Origin of the sequence: Actinomadura gamaensis, assembly GCF_042652125.1 — a bacterium.
GTDB classification, from domain to species: Bacteria; Actinomycetota; Actinomycetes; order Streptosporangiales; family Streptosporangiaceae; genus Spirillospora; species Spirillospora gamaensis.
Window position 1 is genome coordinate 46484 of the sequence record NZ_JBHSIT010000009.1, and the last position, 17962, is coordinate 64445.

The 17962-nt window shown below is 72.0% G+C and carries 14 protein-coding genes; 3 read left to right on the forward strand and 11 right to left on the reverse strand.

Going from position 1 to position 17962, the window contains the following annotated elements; all coding sequences use genetic code 11:
• Positions 1-50: 50 nt before the first annotated feature.
• The 3 genes from ACFPCY_RS28390 to ACFPCY_RS28400 all read right to left on the reverse strand — a co-directional run bounded on the left by ACFPCY_RS28390 (position 51) and on the right by ACFPCY_RS28400 (position 4035).
• A complete protein-coding gene (locus ACFPCY_RS28390; protein WP_378259981.1) occupies positions 51-1628 on the reverse strand; it encodes a hypothetical protein in 1578 nt (525 codons plus the stop codon).
• Between the two features lie 662 nt (positions 1629-2290).
• Positions 2291-2617, reverse strand: coding sequence for a DUF4233 domain-containing protein (locus ACFPCY_RS28395; protein ID WP_378259983.1), 327 nt, complete (start codon positions 2615-2617; stop codon positions 2291-2293).
• Entirely contained in the window at positions 2614-4035 is a 1422-nt protein-coding gene (locus ACFPCY_RS28400) for a bifunctional folylpolyglutamate synthase/dihydrofolate synthase (RefSeq protein ID WP_378259985.1), read from the reverse strand. Before ACFPCY_RS28400 ends, ACFPCY_RS28395 begins: the two co-directional genes overlap by 4 nt.
• Positions 4036-4145: 110 nt before the next feature.
• Between ACFPCY_RS28400 and ACFPCY_RS28405 the strand changes: the two genes are divergently transcribed.
• Positions 4146-5327 carry a folylpolyglutamate synthase/dihydrofolate synthase family protein gene (locus ACFPCY_RS28405; RefSeq protein WP_378259987.1) on the forward strand — a complete coding sequence of 394 codons (1182 nt, stop codon included), beginning with the start codon at positions 4146-4148 and terminating at the stop codon, positions 5325-5327.
• On the opposite strand, the gene ACFPCY_RS28410 is transcribed toward ACFPCY_RS28405, so the two are convergent.
• The 3 genes from ACFPCY_RS28410 to ACFPCY_RS28420 all read right to left on the reverse strand — a co-directional run bounded on the left by ACFPCY_RS28410 (position 5324) and on the right by ACFPCY_RS28420 (position 10146).
• On the reverse strand, positions 5324-5830 hold the full coding sequence (locus ACFPCY_RS28410; RefSeq protein ID WP_378259989.1) for a hypothetical protein: 507 nt from the start codon (positions 5828-5830) through the stop codon (positions 5324-5326). The genes ACFPCY_RS28405 and ACFPCY_RS28410 overlap by 4 nt on opposite strands.
• A 429-nt stretch (positions 5831-6259) precedes the next feature.
• Positions 6260-6949 carry a ComEA family DNA-binding protein gene (locus ACFPCY_RS28415; RefSeq protein WP_378259991.1) on the reverse strand — a complete coding sequence of 230 codons (690 nt, stop codon included), beginning with the start codon at positions 6947-6949 and terminating at the stop codon, positions 6260-6262.
• A 581-nt stretch (positions 6950-7530) separates the two neighbouring features.
• The gene (locus ACFPCY_RS28420) at positions 7531-10146 is read right to left on the reverse strand and encodes a valine--tRNA ligase (RefSeq protein ID WP_378259993.1); all 2616 of its coding nucleotides are present in this window, start codon (positions 10144-10146) and stop codon (positions 7531-7533) included.
• A gap of 73 nt (positions 10147-10219) precedes the next feature.
• On the opposite strand from ACFPCY_RS28420, the gene ACFPCY_RS28425 reads away from it, so the two are divergent.
• The gene (locus ACFPCY_RS28425) at positions 10220-11089 is read left to right on the forward strand and encodes a hypothetical protein (RefSeq protein WP_378259995.1); all 870 of its coding nucleotides are present in this window, start codon (positions 10220-10222) and stop codon (positions 11087-11089) included.
• A 100-nt stretch (positions 11090-11189) separates the two neighbouring features.
• Complete coding sequence (locus ACFPCY_RS28430; protein ID WP_378259997.1) at positions 11190-11849, forward strand: response regulator; 660 nt, start codon at positions 11190-11192, stop codon at positions 11847-11849.
• 421 nt (positions 11850-12270) lie between these two features.
• Here ACFPCY_RS28430 and clpX read toward each other — a convergent pair whose 3' ends face one another.
• The 5 genes from clpX to ACFPCY_RS28455 form a co-directional block, all read right to left on the reverse strand.
• A complete protein-coding gene (gene clpX / locus ACFPCY_RS28435) occupies positions 12271-13545 on the reverse strand; it encodes an ATP-dependent Clp protease ATP-binding subunit ClpX (RefSeq protein ID WP_378259999.1) in 1275 nt (424 codons plus the stop codon).
• A gap of 192 nt (positions 13546-13737) precedes the next feature.
• Positions 13738-14364: an ATP-dependent Clp protease proteolytic subunit gene (locus tag ACFPCY_RS28440; protein WP_301324159.1), complete on the reverse strand. Its 627-nt coding sequence runs from the start codon at positions 14362-14364 to the stop codon at positions 13738-13740.
• Positions 14365-14440: 76 nt separating this feature from the next.
• Positions 14441-15073, reverse strand: a complete 633-nt coding sequence (locus ACFPCY_RS28445; RefSeq protein WP_378260698.1) for a ClpP family protease — start codon at positions 15071-15073, stop codon at positions 14441-14443.
• A gap of 256 nt (positions 15074-15329) precedes the next feature.
• Entirely contained in the window at positions 15330-16829 is a 1500-nt protein-coding gene (gene tig, locus ACFPCY_RS28450; protein WP_378260001.1) for a trigger factor, read from the reverse strand.
• A 220-nt stretch (positions 16830-17049) separates the two neighbouring features.
• Complete coding sequence (locus ACFPCY_RS28455; RefSeq protein ID WP_378260003.1) at positions 17050-17961, reverse strand: AIM24 family protein; 912 nt, start codon at positions 17959-17961, stop codon at positions 17050-17052.
• Position 17962 lies beyond the last annotated feature (1 nt).

Here is a 17962-nt window from a genome sequence, read left to right on the forward strand (position 1 = left end):
GGAAAAGGGATGATCGATGGCGCGGAGCGCGCCGGGCATGACGCCAGTGCTTACTGTACCGAGGCGCCCGCTCTGCTCCGGCGCGCGACGGCCCGCCCGCGCCCGGACACCACGGCCCGTCCGGCGGCGGCGAGCAGCACGGCGAGCACGGCCGCCACTCCGAGCCACGTCCGGTACCCGTCGGCCAGCGCCGCGAGCTGGGCCTGCGCGGTCGTCGGCGCGGGCCGCAACCGCTGAGCCTGCAGCGACAGCACCACGAGCTGCCCGGCGAGGACGGCCGGGACGCACAGCGAGAGCCCGAACAGCGCGGCGGCGACCTCCGCGCCCCGCAGGGACGCGGCCAGCGCCGTCCCCGCGCCCGCACCCAGCACCGCCAAGGCCACGGTCTCGACCCGGGCGTCCTGCACAGGCGCGATCAGCAACGGCACCGCCGCCAGCACCATCAGAGCCTGCCCACCCAGGACGGCCCCTCGCTCCAACCGGCCGGCTTGCGTCGAGGGCTCGGGAAGGCGGGAGGTCAGCAGGGCGGCGGCGAGGGCGGCGCCCGCGCCCACGGCGAAGGGCAGGTAGGTGTGGAAGGACGCGCCGGTCCCGTTGCGGGCCGCGGTCGCGGCGATCCCGGCGAGGGGCGCGGCGACGGGGTAGGCGAGCAGGCCGGTGGTGACCATGACGACGGCCGCGCCGAGCGGGCTGCCCGCCGTGGCGTCGCGCGTGCCGACCAGGGCGAGTCCGGCGAGGCCGAGGAGCGCGAGCCCCGCGAGGAGGAGGCATCCGCCCGGTGACCAGCCGTAGGTGGTGACGACCGCGATGAACGCGAACCCGGCGGCCGGGACCAGCGGCAGGACGAGCTGTCCGCGCTCGGGGTGCCGCAGCGCGGGCAGGCGTCCGGACCGTCCGCGCAGGAGCAGGCAGAACGGCAGGCCGACCGCGACGGCGGCGGCGAACCACGGGAACGGCGCGAGCGCGGCGTGCCAGTCGATCGCGTGCGCGATCCCCGACACGGCCGACGCGGCGGAATTCGCGCCCGAGCCGGTGCTATCGGCGCCGGACGCGGCCGAGTCCGCGCCCGACGTCGCCTGGTCCGCCCCCGGCGCGGCGGGGTCGCCCGGGAGCGGGACGCGCGACAGGGCCAGCGGCATCGCTCCCAGCAGGGACGCGACGAGCATCCCCGACCACAACGCGGGGACGAGGCGTCCGCCGCGCTCCCAGGCCAGGACGAGCGTCGCGGGAAGGACCAGCCCCGCGCCCGCCCCCTGCGCCGCGCGAACGGCACCGATCATCACGACCGAATCGGCGCGCGCCGCTGCGAGCAACCCCGCCACCAGCAGCGCGAGACCCGCGGCCAGGATCGGACGGCCTCCGAACCTCCGCGCGGCGACCGCCCCGACCGGCACGCTCCCCAGCAGCACCGGGACGCTCATCCCCGTCGCGCGCAGCAGACCCGCGAGACCACCGGCGTCGAGTCCGAGCGCGCGGGCCGCCTGCTCGATCACGTTGTAGGACGTGTCCGGCACCACGAGCAGCGCCGCCGGGACGGCCGGGACGATCACCGCGAGCGCGGCGAGAGTCGCCGCCGCCTCGCGCCCCCGCCTCGGAGGCGCCAGTGCTGCGGGTCCAGCGGCCCCCACTCCGTCACCCGGCCTCGCCCCGGACGGCTCGTCCTCACCCTGCACCGGCCCGCCGCCAAGCGACGAACTCGCGAACGCGCCCGGACGCACGTCCCCAACACTGCTCTCGTCCGCGCCCGCATCGTCCGGGACGAATTCCCGCGAATTCACATCATCCGCGACAAATGCCACCTGGCTCGCGTCCCGCACGACGGAAAAGGCCAGACGCACACCGCCCGCACCAGACTCCGCCTGGCTCGCCTCGCGCACGACGGAAACGGGTGGACTCGCGTCGTCCGCAACAGACTCCGTTGGGCCGACCTCGCGCACGGTAGAAAAGGTCGGATTCGCATCGCCCGCGACAGGCTCCGCCGGGCTGATCTCGCGCACGACGGAAAAGGCCGGACTCGCGTCGTCTGCGACAGACTCCGCCGGGCTTGCCTCGCGTGCGACGGGGACGGGCGAGGTCGCGTCGCCTGCGGCGGGTTCCGCTTGGGGCGGGTCGTCCGCGGCGGGGGCGGGTGGGGTCGGGCGGGTCGGGCGGGTCGGGGGGTCGGGCGGGGAGGACACGGCCTGCTCCTACGGAAAGGCCGCCCGTCGCTTCAGCGGATGATGTCCAAATTGCGCACTATTTCGGAATAGCGAATGACGGCGGGCGGAATTCGGCTGCCTTCCCCGGGAATTTAGCGCGCCTGAGCCCTCTCCGCCTGGCGTCCGAGCCAGAAGGCCGTGCCCCACAGCGCCCCGAACAGGACGCCGAGCACGAACATCATCGGCACCATGAACCCGGTCAGCAGCACCAGCACCTGCAGGACGGTGCCGACCGCGAACCCCCACGGGCGGCCCATCACGCCGCACGCGAGCAGGCACAGGACGGCGAGCGTGCCGCCGACCCAGCCCGCGACCGCGCCGTCCACCTTCTGGACGGAGATCGCGACCGGGATCGCCAGCCCGATGACGATCGCCTCGCACGCGAGGACCGTCGAGTACAGCCGCCGTACCGGGTTCATCGGCCCTCTCCCACCCGCAGCAGCGTGCGGGCGTCGCCGGCGGTGACCACCGATCCGGTGATGAGCACGCCCGCGCCCCGGTACTCGCCGGTCTCCTCGGCGAGGCCGATGGCCCGGTCGATCGCGTCGTCGAGCCGCTCGACGAGGTGGACCCGCTCGGGGCCGAACGCGCCCTCGGCGATGTCGGCGAGCTCCTCGGGCGGCAGCGAGCGCGGCGAGGAGTTGCGGGTCACCACCAGCTCGGCGAGGACGGGTTCGAGCTGGTCGAGCACGCCCGCCACGTCCTTGTCGGCGGCGATCGCGAGCACCCCGACGAGCCGGGTGAAGCCGAACGACTCGGTGATCGTGTTGACCGTGGCGGCCATGCCCGCCGGGTTGTGCGAGGAGTCGATCAGCACGGTCGGGCCGGTGCGGGCGACCTCCAGCCGTCCCGGCGAGGCGGACTTGGCGAACCCGCTGCGCACCAGCGCCGGGTCGAGCTGGCCGTCGTCGCCGCCGGTGTAGTCCTCCCCGGCGGCGATGCGGGTGGCGGCCTCCAGGTTGTGCTCGCCGCGGGTCGGCGCGCCGGACGCGAACGCCTCCACGGCCGCGAGCGCGGTCGCCGCGTTGCTGGCCTGGTGCTCGCCGAACAGCGGCAGGAAGATCTCGTCGTACTCGCCGTGCAGCCCGCGCACCGTGATCATCTGGCCGCCGACGGCCACGTCCCGGTGGACGACGCCGTACTCGATGCCCTCGCGCGCCGCGACCGAGCCGACCTCGGCGACCCGGCGCAGCAGCACCTCGGCGGCCGGGATCGGCTGCTGCTCCAGCACCACGATCTGGCCGGGCTTGATGATCCCGGCCTTCTCCCCGGCGATCTGCTCGACCGTGTCGCCCAGGTAGGCGGTGTGGTCGAGGCCGACCGGGGTGATCACCGCGACGGTGCCGTCGGCGACGTTGGTGGCGTCCCAGGAGCCGCCCATGCCGACCTCGACGACCGCGACGTCGACCGGCGCGTCGGCGAACGCCGCGAACGCCATCGCCGTCAGGACCTCGAAGAACGAGAGCTTCGCGTCGTTCTTGGCGTCGATGAGGTCGACGTAGGGCTTGACGTCCTCGTAGACCTCGACGAACCGCTCCTCGGAGATCGGCTCGCCGTCGATCGCGATGCGCTCGCGCAGGGTGGTCAGCTCGGGGCTGGTGTACAGGCCGGTGCGCAGGCCGCGCTCGCGCAGCAGCGCCTCGATCAGCCGCGCGGTGCTGGACTTGCCGTTGGTGCCCGCCACGTGGATCACCGGATACGCGCGCTGCGGCTCGCCCAGCACGTCCACCAGGTCGCGGACCCGGTCCAGGGTCGGGTCGATGTCCCACTCGACCCCCCGGCTCATGATCGCGCCGATCGTGTCGCGGTAGCCGCGCGACCCCGTCACCTGACTCACGTCGTGGATCCCTGCCTGTTCAGCGGTGCGTTTCTGTGGACACGAAAAGCCTACTCGCGACCCGCCGCCGGACCGCCCGACCCCGCCCTCCTGTGGATATCCTCCGTCTGATGGCCGTTGACCAGGTGTTCTTCCGTGAATGGACGGCTCGCCGTCCGGGTGCTCGGCGTTCTTTGGCGCGGGCGCGCGAGCTGGCCGCGAAGCTCGATCTCGTGCCCCTCGACCTCCCGGTGCTGGCCGTCGTCGGCTCCAAGGGCAAGGGGACGGCGGCCACCTACGCGTCGGCGATGCTCTCGGCGGCCGGGCTGCGGGTCGTCTCCGTGATGAGCCCCGGTCACCGCTCCAACCGCGACCGCCTTCGCGTGGACGGACGGGCCGTTTCGGATTCCACGTTCGCCTCGCTCGCCGCCCGTCTGGAAAGGGCGATGGACGAGCTTCCGCCGGTTTCGGATGGCTACCTCTCCCCCGCCGGGCTGTTCACCTTGGCCGGCCTCGTGCACGCGCGCGACGTCGGAGCGGACGTGGCGGTGCTGGAGGCGGGGATGGGCGGAGGCTCGGACGAGATCAGCCTCTTCCCCGCGACGGTCGTCGCGGTGACGCCGATCTTCGGCGAGCACCTGGGCGTGCTCGGCGACACGGTCGCGGAGATCGCCGACGAGAAGGCCGCCGTGATCGTCCCGGCGACGCGCGCCGCGGTCTCGGCGCCGCAGTCCGCCGAGGTCGCCTCCGTCCTCGGACCGGTCGAGACGGCCGGATCCAGCCCTTGGGACGATCTGCTTCCGCCGGGCCTCGGCCGCGCGAACGCGCGCGCGGGCGCGCTGGCCGGTCTCCGTCTGGCGGAGGAGCTGGGGCGCCCTCCCGCGGAAGCGCGCGTGCGCGAGGTGCTGTCGTCGGTCGTGCTGCCCGGACGGCTCTCCGTCCACGAGCGGGACGGCGTCGAGGTGCTCGTCGACTCGGCGATCAACCGGGCGGGCGTCGCCTCGGCGCTGAGCGCGGCCCGCGAACGCTGGGATTCGGTCGATCACGTCTTGGTCTGCCTGCCCGACCACAAGGACCTGGACGGCGCGATCGCCGAGCTGGACGGGCTGCCGGTCACGTTCGTCCGGCTTCCGCACGCTCACCTGCGGTTCTCACGTCCGCTGCCGCCCTCGTGGGATGTCCTCGACGCCGCTGAGCTGTCCGTGGACGGGCTCCGGACGAGAGGGCGGCACGTCCTGGCGCTCGGCACCGTCTACTTCGCCGGGATCGTCCTGGACGTCCTGGACGCCGATGTCGAGCGGCTCTTCGGCTAACCCTCCAGGTCCGTCCGCATCCGGGAGACGAGTTGGGCGAGGTCGGCGGTGCTCTCCGCCGGAACGTTCGACGCCACGAACCCGTACGAACCGGACGTCGCCCACGCGCAGTACGCATGCACGGCGGACAGCACCGCGAACGTCCCGCAGACGTCCCGCCCGACATGCCCGGCGGCCAGGACGGTGTTGGGCTTGGCGCGGTCCAGGAACGCCTCCGGATCGGCGATCTCGCCCGTCCCGCCCACGAACAGGATGTCGCGCTCCTCGCTCATGTACACGGCGGCCGTCTGGCGCCGCAGCGGCATGCCTCCCCGCCGGACGGCCTCGGTGATGAACGGGTACGCGACGCTCGCGGCCGGATCCTCCGACGACCTGCGCAGGCCACCCGCCTCGGCGCTGAGCCTGATCTGCTTCACCGCGCCGCCGTCCCCGCCGTCGATGAAGATCGTCCCGCCCAGCACGACGGTCAGCGCGAAGAGCCCCCCGAGCGCCCCGACCCCCACGATCTTCCGCGCCGTCCGAGGCCCCTCCACCCTTTGAGCCCCACCCGAACGCCCAACCCGGCCCGCGCTCTGCGCCCCGCCCGCGCCCTGCGGCCCGTCCACACTCTGCGGTCCCCGCGCGCTCTGCGGACCGTCCGCAGGTTGCGGCCCGTTTGCGGGTTGCGGGGGGTGCTGTGATCGTTGTTCGGACGCGGCGTGCGCTTCGTCTCGGTGAGGCTCGCGTTGCTCGGGTAGCGGCGGCGTGTGCGCCGTGGACCGGGCGGACGGCGGTGGCGCGTCCTCCGAGGTGTCGGCGGTCAGCCACCAGGGCGGCGAATCGCCCCAGCGGGACGGAGGGACGGGCGAATCGGGCATCGCTCTCCTGCGCTTCGGACGGACGGCAGGATCGTAGCCGCACCCGGCGCGCGCCACGCCGGTAACCGGACCGGATCAGCGCAAGTAGAGACCGTATTCCACCAGCTCGGGCACCAGCCGGGGCGGCAGGTCGCAGACGACGGCGAGATCCTCGCCCGAGCTGAACCCGCCGGTCCCGTCGCGGAGTTCGACGGCCTTCTCGGCCTGCTCGGGCGTCAGCCCGAACCGGGTGAGCTCCACCGCCGGGACGACGTTGACGTCGATCAGCCCGCCGTCGTCGTAGGGACGCTGGGCGGGCGGGAGGTCGGTGCGTCCGATCCGGAGCTCGCGGGCCATCAGCGGGTTCTCGGCGGCGAGCGCGCGGGCCTCGCGGCGGCGCTGCGCGCGGGCGTTCATGTGCTGCACGGCCGCGCGGTTGGCCTGCTCGGCGCTGATCGGCTGCTGCCAGGGCTGCGGCGGAGGCGCGGGTGGCAGCGGCGGCCGGCGGTTCCCCGCCACGACCGCGTGCACGATCCACACCGGGATCCAGAGGCCGCAGGTCAACACGGTCAGGATGAGGTGCAGCACGTGAGTGGTGCCGTCCAGCCCGGCGGTGCGCTGCACGGGCGGCGCGGCCGGCGGACGAGGCGGTGGCGGCGGAGGCGCGGGCGGAGTCGGCGGGACGTGCACGTTGACGTTGACGATCGGCGCCTGCGGCCCCGTCGACTCCCTCGGCGGCGCGGCAGGGCGCTCCGGCTCCGCGGGCGCTGACGGCGGCACCGCCATCTCCGCCGATCCCCGCGTCCCGAACACCGCTGGCCCGGCAGGCGGCCCGGCCGCAGGCGCGACCGGCGCAGCGGGCCTGACAGGCGGCACGGGCGCAGCGGGCGAAGGCGATGCGCCCCCGGCCGACCTGGGCGCAGGCCCAGCGGGCGCGGACGCAGGCCCAGCAGGCGCAGGCCCAGCAGGCGCGGGCCCAGCGGGCGCAGGCCCAGCAGGCGCAGGCCCAGCAGGCGCAGGCCCGGCGGGCGCGGGCGCAGGCCCGGCAGACGGAGGCGCGGCAGGCGCGGGCGCGGTTGGCGGTGCGGGCGCGGTTGGCGCGGGTGGGGGAGGTGGGGGGACGGCGAACTCGGGGGCGATTTCGGGGGGTTTGGGGTGCAGGGGTGCGGGGTCGGGAGGCAACGGCGACGGCTCGGACATCACTCCCCCTGCGTTGTGCTGATCCGGACGACACCGACAGTTTACGAAAGCTCTCCCTCTTGGAGTCATCCTCCCGGCGAAGGGTTCCACGCACATCCGCCCCCGCTCCGGACGTCCGGAGCGAGGGCGGTGCGAGACGGTGCGAGGCAGCGCGAAGAGCGGGGGCGTCAGCCGGCCGGCAGGGCCGCCAGCTGGGCCTCCAGGCGGGCGATGTCGGCCTCGGCCTGGGCGAGGCGGCCGCGGTTCTTGGCGACGACCGCCTCCGGGGCCTTGGCCATGAACGCCTCGTTGGCCAGCTTCTTCGAGGTCTGCTCGACCTCCTTGCGGGCGGCGGCGAGGTCCTTCTCCAGGCGCTTGCGCTCGGCGGCCACGTCGATCGCGCCCGCCGTGTCGAGCCGGACGACGACGCCCTCGACGGGCAGGGACGCGGTGGCGGTGAAGCCGTCCTCGGGCGGGGTGAGGCGCAGCAGCGCCCGCACGCCCTCCTCGTGGGACTCGAGCGGCGAGCCGCCCCACTCCAGCGCGGCGGCGACCTTCTGCCCCGGCTTGAGGCCCTGGTCGGCGCGGAACCGGCGGACCTCGGTGACCAGGCGCTGGAGCGACTCGACGACGAGCTCGGCGGCCTTGTCCTCGCGGGCGGGGTCGGCGGCGGGCCAGGCGGCGCGGACGATCGTCTCCTCGCCGGTCAGGGACGTCCACAGCTCCTCGGTGACGAACGGGATCACCGGGTGCAGCAGCCGCAGCAGCTTGTCGAGCACCTCGCCCAGCACCCGCTGCGTCGCGGCGGCGCGCGAGTCGGCGAGCTGGACCTTGGCGAGCTCCACGTACCAGTCGCAGACCTCGTCCCACGCGAAGTGGTAGAGCGCCTCGCACGCCTTGGCGAAGTCGAACGACTCCAGGTGGCCGTCCACCTCGGCGGCGACCTGCTGGAGCCGGGACAGGATCCAGGCGTCCACGGTCGAGACCTCGGCGGGCAGCTCGCCGCGCACGTGCGCGCCGTTGATCAGCGCGAACCGGGTGGCGTTCCACAGCTTGTTGCAGAAGTTGCGCGAACCCTGCGCCCAGTCCTCGGCGACGGGGACGTCGCCGCCGGGGTTCGCGCCGCGCAGCAGCGTGAACCGGGTGGCGTCCGCGCCGTACCGGTCGATCCAGTCGAGCGGGTCGACGACGTTGCCGAACGACTTGGACATCTTCTTGCCGTGCTGGTCGCGGACCATGCCGTGCAGGGCGATCGTCTTGAACGGCTCGACGCCGTCCATCGCGTAGAGGCCGAACATCATCATCCGGGCGACCCAGAAGAACAGGATGTCGTACCCGGTGACCAGCACGGACGTCGGGTAGAACCGCTTCAGGTCGGCGGACGAGGCGTCCGGCCAGCCAAGCGTGGAGAACGGCCACAGCGCCGAGGAGAACCAGGTGTCCAGGACGTCGGTGTCCTGCGTCCAGCCGGCGGGCGGCTCCTCGTCCGGGCCGGGGCAGACGGTCTCGCCGTCCGGGCCGTACCAGACCGGGATGCGGTGCCCCCACCAGAGCTGGCGGCTGATGCACCAGTCGTGCATGTTGTCGACCCACTCGAAGTAGCGGGCCGCCATCTCCGGCGGGTGGATCGCGACGCGGCCGTCGCGGACGGCGTCGCCCGCGGCCTTCGCCAGCGGCTCGACCTTCACGAACCACTGGAGCGACACGCGCGGCTCGACGACCGTGGAGCAGCGCTGGCAGTGCCCGACCGAGTGCTCGTAGGGACGGACCTCCTTGACGATCCGGCCCTCGGCGCGCAGGGCGGCGACCACGGCGGGGCGCGCCTCGAACCGGTCCATGCCCTCGAACGGGCCGTGCGCGGTGATCACGCCGCGCTCGTCCATGACCGACAGGGACGGCAGGTCGTGCCGGCGGCCGATCTCGAAGTCGTTCGGGTCGTGCGCCGGGGTGACCTTGACGCAGCCGGTGCCGAACTCGGGGTCGACGTGCTCGTCGGCGACGACGGGGATGCGGCGGCCGGTCAGCGGCAGCTCCACGGTCGTCCCGACGAGGTGCCGGTACCGCTCGTCCTCGGGGTGGACGGCCACGGCGGTGTCGCCGAGCATCGTCTCGGCGCGGGTGGTCGCGACGACGATCTCGTCCGAGTAGCGGATCGAGACCAGCTCGCCCTCGCGCTCGTAGTGCTCGACCTCGATGTCCGACAGCGCGGTGAGGCAGCGCGGGCACCAGTTGATGATCCGCTCGGCGCGGTAGATCAGGCCGTCGTCGAACAGCCGCTTGAAGATCGTCCGGACGGCGCGGGCGCGCGCGTCGTCCATCGTGAACGCCTCGCGCGTCCAGTCGACCGAGTCGCCGAGGCGGCGCATCTGGCCGAGGATCCGGCCGCCGGACTCGCCCTTCCACTTCCAGACCCGCTCGACGAACGCCTCGCGGCCGAGGTCGTGCCGGGACAGGCCCTCCTTGGCGAGCTCGCGCTCGACCACGTTCTGGGTGGCGATGCCCGCGTGGTCCATGCCGGGGATCCAGGCGGTCTCGTAGCCCTGCATGCGGCGGCGGCGGACCAGCGCGTCCTGGATGGAGTGGTCCAGCGCGTGGCCCATGTGCAGGGAGCCGGTGACGTTCGGCGGCGGGATGACGATCGAGTAGGCCGGGGCGTCCGGATTCCGGGCCGGGTCGGCCGTGAAGTGGCCCGCCGATACCCAGCGCTCGTAGAGCCTGCCCTCGACGTTCGCCGGTTGGTACTGGGTGGGCAGATCGACGTCGGCGGCGGCGTTCTGGCCGCGCTCGTTGCTGGGCTGAGTCACGGCCCCTGATTCTACGGGTCCCGGACGCGTATAACGTGCGGGGTCAGAACAGATCAAGGATCGAGGAGAGAACGTGAGCGGCTGGAACCCTCCGCCCCAGTCGCCGGGAGGCAATCCCGGCGGATACCCGCCGCCCCCCGGTGGCGCCCCCAACCCCTACGGCCAGCCCGCCCAGCCCGCCTACGGCCAGCAGCCCGGATACGGTCAACCCGCCCCCCAGCAGCCCGGGTACGGTCCGTCCGGCCCGCAGCAGCAGCCCGGCTGGGCGCAGCAGGACCAGCAGCCCGGCTGGGGCCAGCCCCCCGGCGGCTACGGCCAGCCGCAGCCCGGCTTCGGCCCGCCGCCCGGCGTCCCGCCGCGCAAGTCGAACGCGGGCCTGGTGCTCGGCCTGGTCGGCGGCGGCCTGGTCATCGTGATCATCGCCGTGGTCGCGATCGCCGTGCTCGGCGGCGGCGCGGGCGGCGACAAGTACACGATCACCACCCCCGACACCGTCGCCGGCCGCTCCCGCGACAGCTCCATGGAGTCGCAGCTCGCGACGAAGATGGAGAGCCTCAAGTCGCAGATGCGCAGCACGACGCACGGCAAGGTCACCGACGTCCTGTCGGCGTTCTACAAGGACTCCGACACCAGCAGCCTCGCGAAGACCGGCGTCATCTTCTTCGGCGGCACCGGGCCGATCGGCAATCCGGACGGCTTCATGAAGGGGATCCGGTCGTCCGCGAGCACCAGCGGCACCACCGTGCAGGACGTCTCGGCCGGGCCGCACGGCGGCAAGGCGGGGTGCTTCCAGCTCAGCTCGGTCGGCGTCACGATCACCGAGTGCGCCTGGGCGACCAGCAGCAGCTTCGGCGCGATCGTCCCGACCAAGCCGGGCTCCACGATCAGCGACACCGCCGACCTCATGCGGCAGTTCCGCGACGCGGTCGAGCAGAAGAAGTAACCGCCCGCACGGGTACCATCCCCCTACCCGCGCGGTGCCGGCCGCCGTCGCGCGGGTAGGGGGACGCGGCCGCCGGGGACGACGAGACGACGGACGCGAGATGGACACCGAACCGATCCGGGTACTGATCACCGACGACCATCCCGTGTTCCGGCAGGGGCTGCGCGGCCTCCTCCAGGCGCTCGGCGTCGAGGTCGTCGGCGAGGCCGAGAGCGGGCCGGACGCCGTCCGGCTGGCCGCCGAACTGCGGCCGGACGTGGTCGTCATGGACCTCCACATGCCCGGCGGCAACGGCCTGGAGGCCACCCGCACGATCACCCGCACCAGCCCGCGCACCGGCGTGCTCGTCCTCACCATGTTCCAGGACGACGACTCGGTGTTCGCCGCGATGCGCGCGGGCGCCCGCGGCTACCTGCTGAAGGAGTCCGGCGCCGAGGAGATCGCGCGCGCCGTCAAGGCCGTCGCGGCGGGCGAGGCCATCTACGGCCCGGAGATCGCCCGGCGCGTCCTGACCTACTTCGCGGGCATGCCCCACCCGAGGCAGCACGCCTTCCCCCAGCTCACCGAGCGGGAACGCGAGGTCCTCGAACTCATCGCGCAGGGCCGCGGCAACGCCGACATCGCGTCCGCGCTGTTCCTGTCGACCAAGACCGTCCGCAACCACGTCTCGAACATCTTCATGAAGCTCCACGTGGCGGACCGCGCCCAGGCGATCGTCATGGCCCGAGAAGCCGGCCTCGGCGACTCCGGCAAAACCTAGCCCCGCGCTCCGGGCGCAAAGCGCCCTCCGCGCGGGGCGTGAAGCGCGCTTCCCCGGGGTTTCTCGCCCCCGCACGCGGGGGCGCCCGGCGCGGCAGGGGGCCTACGCGCGGGGGTCCCTGCGCCAACGGCGGAGCCCCCCGTACTCAAAAGCTTCGCGCGTAACCATTCTGCTCATCGCCCGCGCCGTTCGTGCCCGGCTAGGCCCCGGAACTGGAAGACCCGCGCGCGCAACGAACCGCACGGACAGAAGCCATGCCCGCGCACGCGGAAGGACCCTCGCGCACGAACAACCGCGCGAACACGAGCCGCGCGCGCACGCGGAAGGACCCCCGCGCACAAACAACCGCGCGGATAGGAGCCGGGCGCATGGGGAAGGACCGCCGCCCCGGAGGGGCGGCGGTCCTTCCCCATTGGTCTTTCTAGGCGCTCTTCTCGCGGGGTTCGCGCTTGCTGCGCTCGCGCGGGACGAGGGTCGGGTTGACGTGTTCGAGGACGGCCTCGCGGGTGATCACGACGCGGGCGACGTCCTGGCGGGACGGGACCTCGTACATCACCGACAGGAGCACCTCCTCCATGATCGCGCGCAGGCCGCGGGCGCCGGTGCCGCGCAGGATCGCCTGGTCGGCGATGGCCTCCAGGGCGTCGTCGGTGAACTCCAGATCGACGCCGTCCAGCTCGAAGAGCCGGTGGTACTGGCGGACCAGCGCGTTCTTCGGCACCGTGAGGATGTTGATCAGGGCCTCGCGGTCCAGGTTGTGGACGCTGGTGATCACCGGCAGGCGGCCGATGAACTCGGGGATCATCCCGAACTTCAGCAGGTCCTCGGGCATGACGTCGCCGAGGACGGCGGCGGACTCGTCGAAGTCGGACTTGGAGCGGATCACCGCGCCGAAGCCCATGCCCTGCTTGCCGACCCGGGACTCCACGATCTTCTCGAGGCCGGCGAACGCGCCACCGCAGATGAACAGCACGTTGGTGGTGTCGATCTGGATGAACTCCTGGTGCGGGTGCTTGCGGCCGCCCTGCGGCGGGACCGACGCGGTCGTCCCCTCCAGGATCTTCAGCAGCGCCTGCTGGACGCCCTCACCGGAGACGTCCCGGGTGATCGACGGGTTCTCGCTCTTGCGGGCGATCTTGTCGACCTCGTCGATGTAGATGATCCCGGTCTCGGCCTTCTTGACGTCGTAGTCGGCCGCCTGGATCAGTTTCAGCAGGATGTTCTCGACATCCTCGCCGACGTAACCGGCCTCCGTCAGCGCCGTGGCGTCCGCGATCGCGAACGGGACGTTGAGGAGTTTGGCGAGCGTCTGCGCGAGCAGCGTCTTGCCCGATCCGGTCGGGCCGAGGAGCAGGATGTTGGACTTGCCCAGCTCGACCCCGTCGCCCGAGCCCGTGTCACCGGACTGGATCCGCTTGTAGTGGTTGTAGACGGCCACCGAGAGGGCCTTCTTGGCCGTCTCCTGCCCGATCACGTAGGAGTCCAGGAACTCGTAGATCTCCCGCGGCTTGGGCAGGCTGTCCCACTTGAGATCGGAGGTCTCGGAGAGCTCCTCCTCGATGATCTCGTTGCAGAGATCGATGCACTCGTCGCAGATGTACACGCCCGGACCCGCGATGAGCTTCTTGACCTGCTTCTGGCTCTTCCCGCAGAACGAGCACTTGAGCAGGTCACCACCGTCGCCGATGCGTGCCACCCAACTGTCTCCTTTTCGTGGGGCCGCGGCCCGTAGGGCCATCCGCTGCGGCTCGGTCTGGTCCCGGAGGCTCCAGGCGTTGGACTCGACGTTACCGCCTCGCAGTGGGTTGTTAAGCCCCCCGCCCGGAACTCTCCCGGCCGGGCGGGGGCCCAACGCGCCCTCCCGAGGGGACGCCGTGAGCGCCGTCTATCAGGACGACACTACCTCGGCTTTGCGCTTCCTGCTGACGAAGACGTCGTCGATCAGGCCGTACTCCTTGGCCTCCTGGGCCGTGAGGATCTTGTCGCGCTCGATGTCGCGGCGGACCTCCTCCAGGTCCCGCCCGGAGTGCGTGGCCAGGATGTCCTCGAGCTGCTCGCGGATCCGCATGATCTCGCGGGCCTGGATCTCGATGTCGGACGACTGGCCGTAGGTGCCCTCGGTCGCGGGCTGGTGGATCAGTATCCGCGAGTTGGGCAGCGCGGCGCGCTTGCCGGGGGTGCCCGCGGCGAGCAGCACCGCGGCGGCCGAGGCCGCCTGGCCGATGCAGACCGTCTGGATGTCCGGCTTGACGAACTGCATCGTGTCGTAGATCGCCGTCATGGCGGTGAAGGAGCCGCCGGGCGAGTTGATGTAGATGCTGATGTCGCGGTCGGGGTCGATCGACTCCAGCGTGATGAGCTGCGCCATCACGTCGTTCGCCGAGGCGTCGTCGATCTGCACCCCGAGGAAGATGATCCGCTCCTCGAAGAGCTTGTTGTACGGGTTCATCTCCTTGACCCCGTACGTGGTGCGCTCGACGAAGGACGGGATGATGTAGCGGTTGTCGACCGGCATCACGCCGCCGCCCGCCTGGATCTGGGGCCGGTACAGTTCGCTCACTTGATGTGCCTCCGCTTCTCCGGACGTTCCGTCAGCTGACCGGGCCCTCGGAGGGCACCTGGGTGGCGCTGAGCACCACGTGGTCGACGAGGCCGTAGTCCTTGGCCTCCTCGGCGGTGAACCAGCGGTCGCGGTCGGAGTCCTTCTCGATCTGCTCCAGCGACTGACCGGTGTGGTCGGCGATCTTCTCGGCGAGCGTCTTCTTGACGTACAGCATCTGCTCGGCCTGGATCTTGATGTCGGACGCCGTGCCGCCGATCCCGCCGGACGGCTGGTGCATCATGATCCGCGCGTGCGGGAGGGCGTAGCGCTTGCCGGGGGTGCCCGCGCAGAGCAGGAACTGCCCCATCGACGCCGCCAGGCCCATCCCGACCGTCACGATGTCGTTCGGGACGTACTGCATGATGTCGTAGATCGCCATGCCGGCCGTCACCGAGCCGCCGGGCGAGTTGATGTACAGCGTGATGTCGCGGCGGCCGTCCTCGGCCGACAGGAGCAGCAGCTCGGCGCAGATGCGGTTGGCGATGTCGTCGTCCACCTGCTGGCCGAGGAAGACGATCCGCTCGCGCAGCAGCCGCTGGAACAGCTGGTCGCCCAGGGGCAGGAGCGGCGCCTCGGCCACCCGCGCCTGGATCCGGGACGACTCGTCGAAAGTCGGAGGCATGCTCACCGGGTGTTCCTCCGGTCCTTTAATCGGTTCGGATGATTGGACATTAACGCGCCCGGCCCCCCGGTTAAGCCCGTGGCCCCTCCTTTTCGCTGGGGGCGTACCGATGACGAGAACGGGCCTTGATCGCGTATCCCCGGCCCGCTCGGGGCGCCCGTCCCCGCCGCGGGGCCGTGCGGGCCGCCGGGACAGCGGAACCGCCCCGGTCCCTTCGCGGTGAAGGGGCGGGGCGGTTCGGGCGTCAGGGGCGCGTTCAGGCGTCCTTGTCGGTCTTCTCCTCGGCGGCGGCCTTCTCCTCGGCCTCGGCGTTGGCCTTCTCGGCCTGCTCGCGGTCGGCCTCGTCGGCGGCGTCCGCGTCGGCCGCGGCGTCGGCGATCTCCTGGGCCTGGTCGGCCGGGGCCTCCTCGGCGGCCTCGACCGTCTCGCCGCCGTTCAGCTCGCGCTGGATGGCCTCGACGTCGAGGGTCTCACCGGACTCGGTCTTCAGCACGACGTGCTCGACGATCAGGTTCAGGGCCTTGCTGCGCAGGACCTCCGACACGATCGCCGGGAGCTGGTTGTTCTCGGTGAGGTACTGGGCGAGCTGCTGCGGCGCCACGCCCATCTGCATCGCCTGGGTCACGACGTACTCGCTGAGCTCCTCGTTCTCGACACCCAGCTCCTCCTGGACGGCGAGCTGGTCCAGGACGAAGCCGCCCTTGACCGCGAGGGCCGCGGCGTCCTTGACCTCCTGGTCGAACTCCTCCTCGGACTTCTCCTCGTCCTTGAGGTAGTCCTCCTTGGTCATGCCCGCCATCTGCAGCTGCTGCTCGAGCTGCTGGTAGCGGCGGTCGATCTCCTGCTGGACGACCGCGTCCGGCAGCGGGATCTCGACCTTCTCCAGCAGGGCCTCCAGCGCCTTGTCGCGGGCGTCGGAGAGCTGCTGCAGCTTGACCTGGCGGCCGAGCCGGGTGCGGATGTCGTCGCGGAGCTCGTCGATGGTGTCGAACTCGGAGGCGAGCTGGGCGAACTCGTCGTCCGCCTCGGGCAGGTCCTTCACCTTGACCGACTGGACGGTCACGGTGATCTCGGCGTCCTCGCCCGCGCGCTCGCCGCCGACGAGCTTGGAGGAGAAGGTCTTGGACTCGCCCGCCGACAGGCCGGTGACGGCCTCGTCGAGGCCCTCGATCGCGCCCTGGCTGCCGACCTCGTAGGAGAAGCCGGTGGTGGCCGCGTCCTCGACCGCCTCGCCGTCGATCTCGGCGGTGATGTCGATGGTGGCGAAGTCGCCGGCCTCGGCGGCGCGCTCGACCGTGGTCAGGGAGGCGAAGCGCTCGCGGAGGTTGTCGAGGGTCTCGGCGACCTTCTCGTCGGTGACCTCGCCGTCCTCGACGACGACCTCCAGGCCGTCGTAGTCCGGCACCTCGAACTTCGGCCGGATGTCGACCTCGGCGGTGAAGGCGAACTTCTCGTTGTCGTCGAGCTCGGTGACCTCGACGTCCGGCTGGCCGAGGACGAAGATCTCCTTCTCCTCGACGGCGCGGCCGTACAGCTCGGGCAGGGCGTCGTTGACGGCCTCCTGGAGGACCGCGCCCCGGCCCACGTACTGGTCGATCAGGCGGGCGGGGACCTTGCCGGGCCGGAAGCCCTTGATCCGCACCTGGCGCGAGATCTCCTGGTACGCCTTGTCGAGATTCGGCTTGAGCTCGTCGAACGGTACCTCGACGGTGAGCTTGACCCGCGTGGGGGTCAGCTCCTCGACATCGGTCTTCACTGGGGTAGGTCTCCTTGATCGGGCACTGTCTTCGCCGCGGCGTTCGACGCGCTTGCTCAGCCTGTGTCAGTTACTCTCCGGCTCGCGGACAGGGCGGGCACGCCGAATCCCCGGCTCCTCGCCCATGCGCGCCAAGTCTATGGGGTAACCGGGGGAACCGTGGACATCGGCGGGTCGTCCACCGACCGCGGTCCCCGGCTTCCGGTCAACCTGAGGGACGTTACCAGTTGCGGCTGGTGGCCCTGGAATGCCTGGCGATCGGGAGGGCGTCCTCGGGCCTCTCGTACACCGACTGTACGGCGACGCGGCCCGGTCCGATGAGCCGCGCCCAGATGCTCCGGTTGCTGTACCGGTTGCCGAACAGGGCGCTCAGGCCGCGTCCGTTCATGTTGCGCGGATACTCCAGGTGCAGGTGCGCCTGGACGGTCACGTCCCGGTAAAGCAGTGCGCTGGGCTGGACGAGCAGGGGCTCCCCCGGCGCCAGGTCGCGGACGAAGGTGTTCCCGGGCGCGTGCAGCAGGAGCAGGCCCGGCCCGTTCCGGGCGGTGAACACGTCCCCGAACTGGCCCATGGGCCAGTGCCGTTCGCGCTCGTCGCCCTTGCGGGTGTCGTACCAGATGCCCGTGCTCGTCCAGTCGTAGGCGACGTTGCCGGTGGCGACGAGGAAGCGGTGCTCGCGCACCCACATCGCCTGGCCGTGCTGGAGCGGCAGGACGACGATGTCACCGGCGTGGTTGTCGGAGAGCGCGATCCGGCCCGGCCCCTGGCCGACGAGCATGACCAGCGGGAGGCCGGCCATCATCCGCTTCCAGCCGCCCTTGAGCCCCATGTTGGACAGCTGCGCCGCGGGGTCGGCCCACAGCAGGTTCTTGTGCGAGAAGTAGATCCACTCCCCGGCGGCGAGCGCGAAGTCGGCCACCGGGACGAGCGTCCCCTCGATCTGGCAGCGGGACTGGCCGAACTGGATGTGCGCCATGTCGCGGACGGCGGGCTGCTTCGTCCAGCCGGACACGCTCACCGACGCGCGCACGTCCACGGGCGCGCCGCAGAGCGGGCAGGTCCGCGCGGACGGGTCGCTCGGCTGGCGGCAGTAGCGGCAGACGTAGCGCTGGGAGCCTTGCGGTGTGGTCACG

Bases quoted from the DNA above. Each gene is read 5' to 3' on its own strand.
- ACFPCY_RS28430 (WP_378259997.1), top strand. From the start codon at position 11,190: ATGGACACCGAACCGATCCGGGTACTGATCACCGACGACCATCCCGTG.
- ACFPCY_RS28395 (WP_378259983.1), bottom strand. From the start codon at position 2,617: ATGAACCCGGTACGGCGGCTGTACTCGACGGTCCTCGCGTGCGAGGCG.
- ACFPCY_RS28405 (WP_378259987.1), top strand. From the start codon at position 4,146: ATGGCCGTTGACCAGGTGTTCTTCCGTGAATGGACGGCTCGCCGTCCG.
- ACFPCY_RS28445 (WP_378260698.1), bottom strand. From the start codon at position 15,073: ATGCCTCCGACTTTCGACGAGTCGTCCCGGATCCAGGCGCGGGTGGCC.
- ACFPCY_RS28415 (WP_378259991.1), bottom strand. From the start codon at position 6,949: ATGGCGGTGCCGCCGTCAGCGCCCGCGGAGCCGGAGCGCCCTGCCGCG.
- ACFPCY_RS28440 (WP_301324159.1), bottom strand. From the start codon at position 14,364: ATGCCGGTCGACAACCGCTACATCATCCCGTCCTTCGTCGAGCGCACC.